This window comes from Methylobrevis albus (assembly GCF_015904235.1).
In the GTDB taxonomy this organism is placed as follows: domain Bacteria; phylum Pseudomonadota; class Alphaproteobacteria; order Rhizobiales; family Pleomorphomonadaceae; genus Methylobrevis_A; species Methylobrevis_A albus.
The window spans coordinates 35,293-48,338 of record NZ_JADZLT010000042.1; the positions used below are offsets into that span (position 1 = coordinate 35,293).

A 13,046-nucleotide genomic window follows, 5' to 3' on the forward strand; every position below is an offset into this window, starting at 1 on the left:
GAGGGACCTGTGATCGGGAACCACGAGGGCGTCCGCGCTGTCACATGGTCGGGGGCGCTGCTCGGGCGCACTCCGGACCCGCCACCACCACCCGGCCCATCAACGCCCGCTCACGCCATGATGTCGACGAGCTGACCCATGCCGGCGGGCGCTGCGGCGCGGGCGCTTTCGACCGAGGCGTCGAGCATCGCGACCATGGACTGCGCCATCTCGTTCTGCTGCTTGACCATGGCGACGCCGAGCGACGACTGCAGCTGCGCCGCATTCGCAGCCATGGCCATCATGGCGATCGAGGTGACGTCCACGGCCCGAGCATCCCGTCTGCTGAAGAAGAGCGACCGGTTCGACGGTGCGCCGACATCGTGAAGAAAATCCTAACGGCCGTCGTCAGCGCGGGCCCGAGAAGCCCGCGAGGCTGAGCGGGTTGTCGAACATCGCGGCGGCGTCGGGCGTGTCGACGGCGAGGGTGCCGGCGAAGGCGTCGAACAGCCGGCGCACGAAGGCTTCCTCGAGGTCGCGGGTGATGAAGACGAGCCGGGTGCGGTGGTCGGCGTCGGGCCAGGCCGGCAGGCGGACGGGCGGATGGAACACCTTTTGCACGCCGTGCACCACCATCGGCCGCTCCGGATCCTCGGCGAGCCGCACGATTCCCTTCATGCGCAACAGCCGCTCGCCGTGCGCCGAGCGCAGCAGGTCGAGGAACATCTCGAGCGCACCGACGGCGACCGCCCGGTCGGTGGTCAGCGCGAAGGAACGGATGTGGGCGTCGTGGCGGTTGAGGTAGTTGGCATGACCTTGGGCGTGCGCATGGCCGTGGTCATGGTCATGACCGTGCCCGTGATCATGATGGTGGTGGCCGTGCCCGTGGTCGTCGTAGGCCTCGGCCGCGAGCCAGCGGCGGACGTCGGCGGTCTTCGTCGCCTCGTCCCAGAGGCCGGCATGGAGCAGGGCGGCCGGCGTCGCGGCGCCGTCCGCGGCATCGAGCACCGGGGCCGCCGGATTGAGCCGGGCGAGGCGGCGGACGAGGCTCGCCCGCGCGGCGGCGCCCTCGGGCATGTCGGTCTTGGTGAGGACGATCCGGTCGGCGACGGCGGCCTGCTTCACCGCCTCCATATGCGCGTCGAGCGTCGCCGCGCCGTTGACCGCGTCGACCAGGGTGACCACGCCGTCGAGCCGGTAGCGCAGCACGAGGTAGGGGTGCGCCATGATGGTGTGCAGCACCGGCGCCGGGTCGGCGAGGCCGGTGGTCTCGATCACCACGCGCGACAGCCGGTCCATGCGGTCGTTGTCGATGCGGCGGAGGAAATTCTCCAGCGCGGCGACGAGGTCGCCGCGGATGGTGCAGCAGAGGCAGCCGGAGGCGAGTTCGACGATGCCGTCGTCGGCCTCGACGAAGAGATGGTCGAGGCCGACTTCGCCGAATTCGTTGATGATCACCGCCGCGTCCCGCATCGCCGGGTCGGCGAGCAGCCGGTTGAGCAGCGTGGTCTTGCCGGCACCGAGAAAGCCGGTCAGCACCGTGACGGGGATCGGTTCGCGCCTCTGTCTCGCCTCGGTCATCTCATGCTCCCGCCGTGCGTCGCCCGCGATCCATCCGCCGCCCTGCCGCCGACACCTGGGCCGCCGCGCCGGATCGCCTCCGCCCGGCCGTCGGCGAGGTCGGTGGCGAGCGCCTCGGCGATCCGGCTGCGCATGCCGGCCATGAAGGCGAGCGCGATGCGGCCCTTGAAGGTCTCGGGCGTCGCCGTGATGGTCAGCGCCGCCCGGGTGCCGCCTTCGGCGGGCGCAAGGTCGATGCCGAGGGTGAAGCGCGTGCCGACGGCGCGGGTTTCGAACAGGATATGGTACGGCGCGTCGAGCGCCACCACCATCAGCTTCACCCGCTCGGTGTGGCCGAACATCGTGCGGGTCTCGAAGAAGCGGGATTTGAGCCGCAGCGGCGGGTCGGTGATCATCTCCACCGCGTCGACGCCGCTGAGGAACCGGGGATAGGCGGGGAAATCGGTGAAGGTGTCGAAGGCGGTTTCGGGCGACACCGGCAGCATCGCCTCGGCGGAGATCTCCATCGCTCAGGCCTTTCGAAAACATGCGGCGGCCGCCGCGACTGCGGCGGGAGGGGCAGGACCGGGTCCGGTGCGACGGGCGCCGCCCCGGAGCTTATGTGGGCCCCGCGCCGGTGCCGGCCCCCGGATGCCGAGGGGGCGGCTCGGGGGCCGCTCGGGAGGCGATCAGGGCCGGGGGCGCGGCTGGGCGGCGGCGGGGTCGAAGGCGTCGGCGGTGGCGGAGGGATCGATGGTCGCGAACGGCAGCGGGCGCAGCGGCGGCAGCGGCACGATGCCGGGGCCCGACGCCGCGTAGGCGGTGAGGTGATCGGAGATCGCGAGTTCGTCGCCCGAGCCGGTGCCGGCTTCGGCGACGACACCGACCGGCCCTTCGGCGCCGCCGAGCGACAGCGCCACCGCGGTGACGGTCGGCGAGCGCGGCAGCAGCAGCGACGGGCCCGGCGCCTTGATCTTGCGCGCCTCCTCGCGGCCTTCGCCGCAGACGTAGGGGCGCATGTCGAAGGGGGCGGCGGCGGGCGTCTGCGACGGGCGCAGCGTCTCGAGCTTCTGGCGACCGCCGAACAGGCCGCCGCGGTTGCCGAAGGCCTTCTCGATCAGCTGCGCGGTCTTTTCCGAGCGATAGGCGGAGTTCGGCTCGCCGAGCACCACGGCGACGATGCGGCGGCCGTCCCGCGTCGCGCTGGCGACGACGTTGAAGCCGGACGAACAGATGTAGCCGGTCTTCATGCCGTCGCTGCCGGGGTAGCGTTCGAGCAGGTCGTTGTGCGAGCGGACGATCTGGCGGCCGACGGAGAAGGCGGTGATGCGGAACATCTCCGCATGCTCGGGAAAGCCGACGATCAGCGCGCGGGTAAGGATGCCGAGGTCGCGGGCGGTCGACCACTGGCCGGGGTCGGGCAGGCCGTTCGGGTTGGTCCAGCGCGAGCCGGTCATGCCGAGGCGGCGCGAGGTCTCGTTCATGCGGGCGATGAAGGCCGGCTCGCTGCCGGAGATCGATTCGGCGATCGCGACGGCGACGTCGTTGGCCGACTTCACGATCATCATCTTCAGCGCCGCGTCGAGGGTCAGCACCGTGCCGGCCTTGAAGCCCATCTTGCTCGGCGGCTCGGCGAGCGCCCGGGCCGAGATGGTCACCGGGGAGCGCGGCGTCACCTCGCCCGCCCGCATCGCCTCGAAGGCGACATAGGCGGTCATCAGCTTGGTGATCGAGGCCGGATACCAGGGCGCGAAGGCGTCGTTCTCGTCGAGCACCTCGCCGGTGCGGGCGTCGAAGACGAGGAAGGGCGAGGCCATCGCGGAGAACGGGGCGGCGAGCGCCACGAGCAGCGCCAGCAGGCCCGCCGCCCAGCGCGGCGCGCGGCGCCGCAGCAGGGAATGGCCGGCGGCCGGGCTGAATATCTCGAAGTCGGATGCGGACACGGGCGGTTCTCGTCGATTTGCGTCGGGCGGGTCCAGGGACCGCGGCGGGAACGGCGCACCTTGCGCCGCCGCAGCGGGGTTCACCGTCGTCCGGGCCTCGGCTCGAAAGGCCCGACAGGCTGTTTACCCGAAAACGCTGCGCTGCGGCAGGGCCACGGGCGCCTTTCGGGGGACATCCTCAACCGGTTCTGCCGGCGGTGGCGGAACCGGCGGGACAGGCTTGCCTTCACGGCCGATTGCCGCCACTCATGGGCGGCTTTTGCGGCTGCGAAGGCGCGCCGCATCCGGCGAGCAGCTTCACCGCCGCAACAAACCGGAGAATGTGACCTCAGCATGACTGCGACGGCGGGCGAAGCGGCTTTTCCCCTGCAGCGCGCCCGCGGCGCGGCGGAGGTCACCTTCAAGGCGGTCGGCGGCACGACGCGGCTCGACGTGCTGCGGCAGGAGGGCTGCTGCAAGGTGCGCCTGCCGCGCACCCACGACGGCGTGCCGCTCGCCGTCCTGATCAACACGGCCGGCGGCGTCACCGGCGGCGACGATCTCGGCTACGCGGTCGGCTGGGGCGCCGGCACGCGGGCCACCGCCACCACCCAGGCCGCCGAGCGAATCTACCGCCGCGCGTCGGGCCGCGGCCGCATCGTGTCGCGCCTGACGATCGCCGCGGACGCCGTCGCCGAATGGCTGCCGCAGGAGACCATCGTGTTCGACCGCGCCGGGCTCGAGCGGCGGCTCGAGGTCGAGACGACGGCGTCGGCATCGCTCACCGCCGTCGAGCAGGTCGTGCTCGGCCGCACCGCGAGCGGCGAGGAGGTGCGCGAGGCCGCGATCACCGACGCCTGGCGCGTCCGGCGCGACGGCAAGCTGATCTATGCCGACACGCTGCGGCTCGACGGCGACATCCGCGCGGCTCTCGCCGGCCCCGCCACCGGACGGGGCGGGCGGGCGTTTGCCACCATCCTCCACATCGCGCCGGATGCCGAGCAGCGGCTGGAGGCGGCGCGCGACCTGATCGCGGGGCTCGGCGCCGACGGGGTGGATGCGGGCGCCAGCGCTTTCGACGGCCTGCTCGCCATCCGCCTGCTCGCCCCGGGCGGCCGGGCGATCCGCGACGGCGTGGTGCGCTTCCTCGAAGCCTTCCGCGGCCGGTCGCTGCCGCGGAACTGGTCGTGCTGACGGCTTAGGCAGGACGGGCAGGCGCGGGATTACGCCTTTTGCCGCAACTCGGCACGAAAGCTGTTTTCATCGGCGGCGAACTTGTTCTAGCTTCCGGGAAATTCCAACCACGAGGGCTGGTCCGGCGCCATGAATCTCACTCCCCGCGAGAAGGACAAGCTGCTGATCTCGGTGGCGGCGATGGTCGCCCGCAACCGGCTCGCCCGCGGCGTGAAGCTCAACTATCCGGAAGCGATCGCGCTGATCACCGATTTCGTCGTCGAGGGCGCGCGCGACGGGCGCAGCGTGGCCGACCTGATGGCCGCCGGCGCGCATGTGATCAGCCGCGAGCAGGTGATGCCGGGAATTCCTGAAATGATCCACGACGTGCAGGTCGAGGCGACGTTCCCGGACGGGACCAAGCTGGTGACGGTGCACGAGCCGATCCGCTGAGGGGTGACGAGACGACGGGGGCGGGTGATGCTGGAACTTCGGCCGAACTGCGAATGCTGTGACCGCGACCTGCCGCCGGCGAGCCGCGCGGCGATGATCTGCACCTTCGAGTGCACCTTCTGCGCGGATTGCGCCGCCGGGGTGCTCGGCGGGGTCTGTCCCAACTGCGGCGGCGAACTGGTGCGCCGCCCGGTCCGCCCGGCGGGCAAGCTCGCCCGATTCCCCGCCTCGACCACGCGCGTGCTGAAACCAGATGGCTGCGCCGCGGTCGCCCCGCCGGCCGCCGACCCAGAGGAACGTGCCGCATGATCCCCGGAGAAGTGTTCCCCGCCGAGGGCGAGATCGAGCTCAACGCCGGGCTCGAGACCGTGACGATCGAGGTCGCCAACACCGGCGACCGGCCGATCCAGGTCGGCAGCCACTATCATTTCGCCGAGACCAACGCCGGCCTCGCCTTCGACCGCGCCGCCGCCCGCGGCCTGCGCCTCGACATCCCCGCCGGCACCGCCGTGCGCTTCGAGCCCGGCCAGAGCCGCAGCGTCACGCTGGTGCCGTTCCGCGGCAAGCGGGAGGTTTTCGGGTTCCGGGGGCAGGTGATGGGCGGACTGGACACGTGAGGGCCGGCGCCACCCACAGGCCTTTTCGAGCTGACACTCGCCGCATTCTGGTTGGCCTTGCCCTCGCGGCCGGGATCGCCGGGTGCGTCTCGGGTGGCTCCGGCGAGAACCGGACGTCGGCGGCGCTGCTCGAAGATTTCATGTTCATCAACCCGGCCATGGACTGTCCTGCTCCCGTTCGGATCAATCACGAAAAGCACCAGGCGATCCTCGATATCGTCAAGCGGGACGAGAGCCTGGCCGCCGGGGCGATGCAGGCGTCGGCGGTCGGCGGCGCGCGGGCGGCCGATCAGATGATCGGCTCGCGCGGGCTCGCCGCCTATTGCGCCGAGGTCGTGAAGCGGTACGGGCCGGCCGGGACGCTCTATCCGGGGTTGATCGATGTCAGCTAGAGCGGGCTGCGGCCGATGATCGAGGGGCGGACGGGGGAATGAAACTGGAGCTCTAGTCGGAAACATGAGAGAATTTCCGACCAGAGCTCCTATCGTCGGAAGATGCCCATGACGTCGCATGTTGCCACCCTGTCGCCGAAAGGCCAGATCACAATCCCGGGACAACTGCGGGACGCACTCGGAATCGCAGCGGGCGACCGCGTCGAGTTGCAAGTCTTGCGGGATGGCACCGTGCTGCTGCGGCCGATCACGACTACCCTCGACGAGTTGTTCGGATCGATGCCCTACGACGGCCCGGCGCGCAGCATCGCGGAGATCAACGCGGGCATTGCCGAAGCCGCCGCGGAGGCCGGCTCGGCCGGAAGAGATCCGGCATGATCGCCGTCGACACGAACGTCCTCCTGCGGATCGCGGTGGTCGATACGCCCGAGCAGTCCGAGCGCGCCCGCCGCCTCTTTGAATCGGCCGCTGCGACCGGGACCACGGTCGTCGTCTCGCCGATCGTGCTGGTCGAGACGGTCTGGGCACTGCGCAAGGTGTTCCGGCAGCCGCAGGGGCTGATCGCCGCCTTCCTCGAAAAGGTGCTGCGCACGCCGTTCATCCAGATCGTCGATCGGGACATCGTCCAGACCGCGGTCGTCGACTACACCGCCGGGCGCGCCGATTTCGCCGACTATCTCATCGCCGCCTACGCCGAGCGCGAGACCGTTACGGCGATCTATTCCTTCGATGCGGACGCGATCGCGAGCCGCCGGTTCATCGCCGTCCCCTGAGATCGCCGCAGGAGTCTTACCCTATGTCCGCCCTGCCCCTGCCGCCCCACCTCGATCGGCCCGTCGATTGCTTGTCCGGCCCGGTCACGGCCTGATCCGGGGGGCCGTGGTTCACGAGGGACGCCCATGTCGATCAGGCTGAATCGCGAGAGGAAAGTGCTCTTCATGGATGAAGCGGGTGCTGCAACTGCCGCCGGCAACCCGGCGCACTGCTGCCAGACCATGACGGACGCGCTGACGAACGACTGCGAAATCCACGCTGACGAGCCCTTCGAGTGCGCGGACATGTTGTTCTCCTACAGCGACAAGTTCGATGAATACGGATTGATCGTTCACGACGGCGGATCTGCGGTCATCTTGATCGACTTCTGCCCGTTCTGTGGCACCAGGCTACCTTCAAGCCGCCGGGACGACTGGTTCGATGAAGTGGAAGCTCTCGGCTTTTCGGACTTCGACGATCCGGCGATCCCGACCAAGTACGCAACCTCCGCATGGCGTCTCGACAACCTCAAGAAAACGGACTGAAGCCGATGTCCTACCGTATGTCCCGCGCCGCCTATGCCGACATGTTCGGGCCGACCACCGGCGACCGGATCCGGCTCGCCGATACCGAGCTCGTCGTCGAGGTCGAGAAGGATTTCACCACCTATGGCGAGGAGGTGAAGTTCGGCGGCGGCAAGGTGATCCGCGACGGCATGGGGCAGAGCCAGGTGACGCGCGCGGGCGGCGCCGTCGACACGGTGATCACCAATGCGCTGATCATCGACCACTGGGGCATCGTCAAGGCCGACGTAGGCCTGAAAGACGGGCGCATCGCCGGCATCGGCAAGGCGGGTAACCCGGATGTGCAGCCGGGGGTGACGATCATCGTCGGCCCGGGCACCGAGGTGATCGCCGGTGAGGGCAAGATCCTCACCGCCGGCGCGCTCGACATGCACATCCACTACATCTGCCCGCAGCAGATCGAGGAGGCGCTGATGTCGGGCGTCACCTGCATGCTCGGCGGCGGCACGGGGCCGGCGACCGGCACCAACGCCACCACCTGCACGCCGGGTCCGTGGCATCTCAAGCGGATGATCCAGTCCGCCGACGCCTTCCCGATGAACCTCGCCTTCGCCGGCAAGGGCAACGCCGCGCTGCCCGCCGCGCTCGAGGAGCAGATCAAGGCGGGTGCCTGCGCGCTGAAGCTGCACGAGGACTGGGGCACGACGCCCGCCGCCATCGACACCTGCCTCTCGGTCGCCGACGCCTACGACGTGCAGGTGATGATCCACACCGACACGCTGAACGAGAGCGGCTTCGTCGAGGATACGGTCGCCGCCTTCAAGGGCCGCACCATCCACGCCTTCCACACCGAGGGCGCCGGCGGCGGCCATGCGCCGGACATCATCAAGGTGGCAGGCCTTGCCAACGTCATCCCCTCGTCGACCAACCCGACGCGGCCCTACACCCGCAACACGCTCGACGAACACCTCGACATGCTGATGGTCTGCCATCACCTCGACAGCTCGATCCCCGAGGACGTCGCCTTCGCCGAGAGCCGGATCCGCAAGGAGACCATCGCGGCCGAGGACATCCTGCACGACATGGGCGCCTTCTCGATCATTTCGTCGGACAGCCAGGCGATGGGCCGCGTCGGCGAGGTGATCATCCGCACCTTCCAGACCGCCCACAAGATGAAGGTGCAACGCGGCGCGCTGCCGGAGGACAAGGGGCGCGGCAACGACAATTTCCGGGTGAAACGCTACATCGCCAAGGTGACGATCAACCCGGCGATCGCGCAGGGGCTCGACGCGCACATCGGTTCGGTCGAAGTGGGAAAACTCGCCGACCTCGTGCTGTGGTCGCCGGCGTTCTTCGGCGTGAAGCCGGACCTGATCCTGAAGATGGGCTCGATCGCCGCCGCCCAGATGGGCGACCCGAACGCCTCGATCCCGACGCCGCAGCCGGTGCACTACCGGCCGATGTTCGCAAGCTACGGCAAGGCGCTTACCGCCTCCTCGGTGACCTTTGTCAGCCAGGCGGCGCTCGATGCGGGCATCGCCGAGAGCTACGGCGTCGAGAAGACGCTGCTCGCCGTGAAGAACACCCGCGGCGGCATCGGCAAGGCGGCGATGATCCACAACGCCGCGACGCCGAACATCGAGGTCGACCCCGAGACCTACGAGGTGCGCGCCGACGGCGAACTGCTCACCTGCGAGCCGGCCGACGTGCTGCCGATGGCGCAGCGGTACTTCCTGTTCTGAGGGCGACTGGGGTCGCCATTCATTGAACCGAATGAAAGAAACCCATGTCCGAATTCTCCCTGCACTGCTTCGTCGAGAGCGGCAATGCCTACAAGGCGGCGCTGATGCTGGAGCTTTGCGGTTGCGACTGGTCGCCGGTGCTGGTGCCGTTCTTCGCGGGGGCGACGCGCACGCCGGAATGGCGCGACAGCGTCAACGAGATGGGCGAGGCGCCGGTGCTGGAGCACAAGGGCGCCGATGGCATGGTCCGGCTGACGCAGTCGGGCGTCATCCTCGACTATCTCGCCGGCCTCACCGGCCAGTTCGGCCCCGCGGACGAGCAGGAACGGCGCGAGATCCTGCGCTGGATCCTGTTCGACAACCACAAGTTCACCAGCTACTACGCCACGCTGCGTTTTCTCTACGGCTTGCAGAAGACCGGCGAGACGCCGGTGACGGAGTGGCTGCGCGGCCGGGCGCGGGCCGCCTACGGCATCGTCGACAAGCATCTGGCGGCAAGCGATTTCCTCGTCGGCGGCCGGCCGACGATCGCCGACCTCTCGCTCGCCGGCTACGCCTACTACAGCGAACCGACCGGCATCGACCGGGCGGCGGAGTTTCCGGCGGTCGAGGCCTGGGCAGCGCGGATCGCGGCCTTGCCGGGCTGGAAGCCGCCGGCCGCCCTGATGCCGGCGCAGGCCTGAGCGCCCCGGCCCGACCCGCTGTCCTCTCCGCGGGGCCGGGTCCATCCGGCGTGCGGTCGCTTGCGATCGGCGTCGACGCCCGCCGGAGAACGGGGTAAGCCAAACCCCTGAACCGGCCCTGAACCGCCGCCAAGCCACCCCTGCGGCGACCAGCCCCGCCTCGCCGGGAGGGCTGCCCCCACGGAGACCGACGATGATCCGCGCCACCCGCATCCTGCCCGCCGGCAGCTTCACCGCCGAGCCGGCCGACCGCCTCTTTCTCGAGCGCGATGACCGCCACCGGCGCCGCCTCGTCATGCGCTGCACCGGCGGCACGGCGTTCCTGCTCGACCTGCCGGAGGCGAAGGTGATGAAGGAGGGCGACGGCCTCGAACTCGAGGACGGCCGGGTGATCCTCGTCACGGCAAAGCCCGAGCGGCTGCTCGAGATCACCGCCGACGACACCGCCCACCTCGTGCGCCTCGCCTGGCACCTCGGCAACCGCCACCTGCCGACCCAACTCGCCGGCGACCGCCTGCTGATCCGCGAGGACCACGTCATCGAGGACATGGCCGTCAAGCTCGGCGCCCGGGTCGCGCATGTGCTGGCGCCGTTCGACCCGGAGGGCGGGGCGTATGGGCTCGGGGCGGTGCACGGGCACGATCATGGGCATCATGACCACGGGCATGGGCACGAGGGGCACGACCACGGGCATGCTCATGCCCACGATCATGACCACGGCCACAGCCATGATCACGGGCACGCGCATGGCCACGATCATGATCATGATCATGATCATAGTCATGGGCACGACCACGCCCATCACCACGGCCCGGACTGCGGCTGCGGTCACGACCACAAGTGAGGGTGCGGCGACCAAGGCGGTCCCGGTAGAGTAACCTTCGGGCGTTGCGCTGGGGTCGCCCATCCAGCCCGATCGGGATTGGCCCGCCAGCAGCCGCAGCGGCGGGGATCAGTAGTCGATGAAGCGCTCGTTGATCCAGCCGGTGCGGCCCTCGCAAGTGCCGGCATTGACGGTGATGCGCACGAAGGTCGCATCATAGGCGCGGATCGGCTCGGACAGTGCCGTCACCGGCACGATGCCGCGCACTTCGCAGGCCCGCGGCCCGCTGCAATCGATCGAGGCGGGATCGATGCCGGCGATCTCCTTTACGAAGGGATCGCTGGTCATCGGGCCGAGAATCTGGTCGAGCAAGGTCTTGAACGGCGCGAACCGGGTGTCTGCATCCTCCCCGCCGAGGCGTCGCAGGTCCCACGCCGTCTGGAAGTGCATGCGGATCGCGGGATCGGTGCAGATCGCATGCTCGTAGTAGGTGCGTGAGCTCATGTCGAACAGCACGGGCACCGCCATCTGGTCACGGGGATTGATCCGGCTCGGCGTCGGCGGGCGGACGAGACCGAGAATGCAGGCGTGATAAATGCGCAGGACGTCGGGCCTCTGGGCTGGCTCGAACAGTTCAAGGAAGTTTGTCGTCACCTCCACGCCGCCACCGCGGCCGGACACATCATGACCGAACAGGAAATCCTGGATCGCGCCAAGCTGATCGGAGGTGAGCGTGATGTTCATTCCCGCCGCGCAGGCCATGACGACCGACGGGTCGATCTGCAGGCGCTCCACCGGCTGCGCTGCGACGGGAGGCGGGGTGAGCAGCGCGATGAGCGCGAGGAAAAGGCAGAGCTTCTTCACTCGCTCCTCCTCCGCCATGCGAGGTCGGCGAACGCCGTGGCATAGCCGCCGAGCGCGATGATCAGCCCCGTAAAACATTGGATCAGACTGGCCGAATAGGTTTGCCGGAAGTCCCATGGCAGGTAGGCCGATGCGAGGATCATCGCGCCGAGGCCAGCGATCAGAACGAGATAGACCTTGGCCACCATTCCAAGCCCGTGCATCACTGGCTCTCCATCGTCGCTCCGCTACTGCGCCTATCAATTAGTGTATCCTGTCATATGAATAATCAAGAGTTGTATCGCCTGCTCGCCTGGCTCTCGCCTGCCTTTCCCGTCGGGGCGTTCACCTATTCGCATGGGCTGGAGTGGGCGATCGAGGCGGGGGACGTGACGGATGCGGCGTCGCTGACGGACTGGCTCGGTGCGGTGCTGCGGCATGGGGCGGGGTGGAACGACATGATCCTGTTCGCGCATGCCCACCGGGCCGCGGCGGCAGGGGACGTCCAGGCAATCGCGGCGCTCGCCGAACTCGGCCATGCACTCGGCGCCTCGAAGGAGCGGCGGCTGGAGGCGGGGGCGCAGGGGCGGGCGTTTGCCGAGGCGATCGGCAAGACCTGGGGCTCGGCGACGCTCAATGCGCTCGCCGCGCACGCGCCGCGGGCGCCGCTGCCCTATGCGGTCGCGGTCGCGGTGGCGGCGGCCGACCACGGCCTGCCGCTCGGCCGGGCGGCGGAGGCGACGCTGGCGGCGTTCAGCGCCAACGTGGTGTCGGCGGCGGTACGCGCGGTGCCGCTCGGCCAGACCGACGGGCAGCGGGTGATCGTGGCGCTCGAGAAGGTGGTGGCGGAGGTCGCGTCTGGCGCTATCATCGCGCCGCTCGACGCGATCGGCGGCGCCGCGATCGCCGCCGACATCGCCTCGATGCGGCACGAGACCCAGTACACGAGGCTTTTCCGCTCATGACCTCTTCGAAGAACGGCCCGCTCCGGGTCGGCGTCGGCGGCCCGGTCGGCTCCGGCAAGACGGCGCTGATGGATGCGCTGTGCAAGGCGCTGCGCGACCGGCACGAGATCGCGGCGATCACCAACGACATCTACACGAAGGAAGACGCGGAGTTCCTGACCCGCTCCGGCGCGCTGCCGCCCGAGCGCATCCTCGGCGTCGAGACCGGCGGCTGCCCGCACACCGCCATCCGCGAGGATGCCTCGATCAACCTCGCCGCGGTCGCCGACCTCGAGGCGGCCTTCCCGGGGCTCGACCTGATCCTGATCGAATCGGGCGGCGACAATCTCGCCGCCACCTTCTCGCCGGAACTCGCCGACCTCACGATCTACGTCATCGATGTCTCGGCCGGCGACAAGATCCCGCGCAAGGGCGGGCCGGGCATCACCCGTTCCGACCTGCTCGTCATCAACAAGATCGACCTCGCGCCGATGGTCGGCGCCTCGCTCGAGGTGATGGACCGCGATTCGAAGATGATGCGGCGCGAGCGCCCGTTCGTTTTTGCGAATGTCCGCGCCGGCGTCGGCGTCGACGAGGTGGTGCGCTTCATCGAGGAGAAGGGCGGCCTCGTCGCCTGA

The 13,046-nt window shown here is 69.4% G+C and carries 19 protein-coding genes; 13 read left to right on the top strand and 6 right to left on the bottom strand.

All coding sequences use genetic code 11. The features are described 5' to 3' along the window. Positions 1 to 110: 110 nt before the first annotated feature. From I5731_RS05200 to I5731_RS05215, 4 genes are all read right to left on the bottom strand, one after another. Positions 111 to 305: a hypothetical protein gene (locus I5731_RS05200; RefSeq protein WP_197310312.1), complete on the bottom strand. Its 195-nt coding sequence runs from the start codon at positions 303 to 305 to the stop codon at positions 111 to 113. Positions 306 to 387: 82 nt separating this feature from the next. Further along, positions 388 to 1,560: a CobW family GTP-binding protein gene (locus I5731_RS05205; protein ID WP_197310313.1), complete on the bottom strand. Its 1,173-nt coding sequence runs from the start codon at positions 1,558 to 1,560 to the stop codon at positions 388 to 390. Then, positions 1,557 to 2,066, bottom strand: a complete 510-nt coding sequence (locus tag I5731_RS05210; RefSeq protein ID WP_197310314.1) for an SRPBCC family protein — start codon at positions 2,064 to 2,066, stop codon at positions 1,557 to 1,559. Before I5731_RS05210 ends, I5731_RS05205 begins: the two co-directional genes overlap by 4 nt. Positions 2,067 to 2,228: 162 nt before the next feature. Next, positions 2,229 to 3,482 (bottom strand): D-alanyl-D-alanine carboxypeptidase family protein, encoded by a 1,254-nt coding sequence (locus tag I5731_RS05215; protein ID WP_197310315.1) that lies wholly within the window; start codon positions 3,480 to 3,482, stop codon positions 2,229 to 2,231. Positions 3,483 to 3,815: 333 nt separating this feature from the next. Between I5731_RS05215 and I5731_RS05220 the strand changes: the two genes are divergently transcribed. The 11 genes from I5731_RS05220 (at position 3,816) to I5731_RS05270 (ending at position 10,642) form a co-directional block, all read left to right on the top strand. Then, a complete protein-coding gene (locus tag I5731_RS05220; RefSeq protein ID WP_197310316.1) occupies positions 3,816 to 4,655 on the top strand; it encodes an urease accessory protein UreD in 840 nt (279 codons plus the stop codon). A 129-nt stretch (positions 4,656 to 4,784) separates the two neighbouring features. Beyond that, complete coding sequence (locus I5731_RS05225) at positions 4,785 to 5,087, top strand: urease subunit gamma (RefSeq protein ID WP_197310317.1); 303 nt, start codon at positions 4,785 to 4,787, stop codon at positions 5,085 to 5,087. A 27-nt stretch (positions 5,088 to 5,114) separates the two neighbouring features. Next, positions 5,115 to 5,396 carry a DUF1272 domain-containing protein gene (locus tag I5731_RS05230; protein ID WP_197310318.1) on the top strand — a complete coding sequence of 94 codons (282 nt, stop codon included), beginning with the start codon at positions 5,115 to 5,117 and terminating at the stop codon, positions 5,394 to 5,396. Then, positions 5,393 to 5,704, top strand: a complete 312-nt coding sequence (locus I5731_RS05235; RefSeq protein WP_197310319.1) for an urease subunit beta — start codon at positions 5,393 to 5,395, stop codon at positions 5,702 to 5,704. Before I5731_RS05230 ends, I5731_RS05235 begins: the two co-directional genes overlap by 4 nt. Further along, on the top strand, positions 5,701 to 6,096 hold the full coding sequence (locus tag I5731_RS05240) for a hypothetical protein (RefSeq protein ID WP_197310320.1): 396 nt from the start codon (positions 5,701 to 5,703) through the stop codon (positions 6,094 to 6,096). Before I5731_RS05235 ends, I5731_RS05240 begins: the two co-directional genes overlap by 4 nt. Before the next feature lie 108 nt (positions 6,097 to 6,204). Beyond that, positions 6,205 to 6,474, top strand: a complete 270-nt coding sequence (locus I5731_RS05245; RefSeq protein WP_197310321.1) for an AbrB/MazE/SpoVT family DNA-binding domain-containing protein — start codon at positions 6,205 to 6,207, stop codon at positions 6,472 to 6,474. Beyond that, positions 6,471 to 6,869, top strand: coding sequence for a PIN domain-containing protein (locus I5731_RS05250; RefSeq protein WP_197310322.1), 399 nt, complete (start codon positions 6,471 to 6,473; stop codon positions 6,867 to 6,869). Before I5731_RS05245 ends, I5731_RS05250 begins: the two co-directional genes overlap by 4 nt. Before the next feature lie 126 nt (positions 6,870 to 6,995). Next, on the top strand, positions 6,996 to 7,394 hold the full coding sequence (locus I5731_RS05255) for a DUF6980 family protein (protein ID WP_197310323.1): 399 nt from the start codon (positions 6,996 to 6,998) through the stop codon (positions 7,392 to 7,394). A 5-nt stretch (positions 7,395 to 7,399) separates the two neighbouring features. Then, positions 7,400 to 9,115, top strand: a complete 1,716-nt coding sequence (ureC, locus tag I5731_RS05260) for an urease subunit alpha (RefSeq protein ID WP_197310324.1) — start codon at positions 7,400 to 7,402, stop codon at positions 9,113 to 9,115. A 44-nt stretch (positions 9,116 to 9,159) separates the two neighbouring features. Continuing rightward, the gene (locus I5731_RS05265) at positions 9,160 to 9,798 is read left to right on the top strand and encodes a glutathione S-transferase family protein (protein WP_197310325.1); all 639 of its coding nucleotides are present in this window, start codon (positions 9,160 to 9,162) and stop codon (positions 9,796 to 9,798) included. A gap of 193 nt (positions 9,799 to 9,991) precedes the next feature. Further along, entirely contained in the window at positions 9,992 to 10,642 is a 651-nt protein-coding gene (locus I5731_RS05270) for an urease accessory protein UreE (RefSeq protein ID WP_197310326.1), read from the top strand. Between the two features lie 108 nt (positions 10,643 to 10,750). Here I5731_RS05270 and I5731_RS05275 read toward each other — a convergent pair whose 3' ends face one another. Together I5731_RS05275 and I5731_RS05280 are read right to left on the bottom strand one after the other, a co-directional pair. Further along, entirely contained in the window at positions 10,751 to 11,485 is a 735-nt protein-coding gene (locus I5731_RS05275; RefSeq protein WP_197310327.1) for a hypothetical protein, read from the bottom strand. Beyond that, on the bottom strand, positions 11,482 to 11,688 hold the full coding sequence (locus tag I5731_RS05280) for a hypothetical protein (protein ID WP_197310328.1): 207 nt from the start codon (positions 11,686 to 11,688) through the stop codon (positions 11,482 to 11,484). Before I5731_RS05280 ends, I5731_RS05275 begins: the two co-directional genes overlap by 4 nt. 72 nt (positions 11,689 to 11,760) lie before the next feature. Here I5731_RS05280 and I5731_RS05285 point away from each other — a divergent pair, with 72 nt between their 5' ends. Both I5731_RS05285 and ureG read left to right on the top strand, forming a co-directional pair. Further along, the gene (locus tag I5731_RS05285; RefSeq protein ID WP_235981555.1) at positions 11,761 to 12,429 is read left to right on the top strand and encodes an urease accessory protein UreF; all 669 of its coding nucleotides are present in this window, start codon (positions 11,761 to 11,763) and stop codon (positions 12,427 to 12,429) included. Continuing rightward, a complete protein-coding gene (gene ureG / locus I5731_RS05290) occupies positions 12,426 to 13,046 on the top strand; it encodes an urease accessory protein UreG (protein ID WP_197310330.1) in 621 nt (206 codons plus the stop codon). The genes I5731_RS05285 and ureG overlap by 4 nt, the downstream gene beginning before the upstream one ends.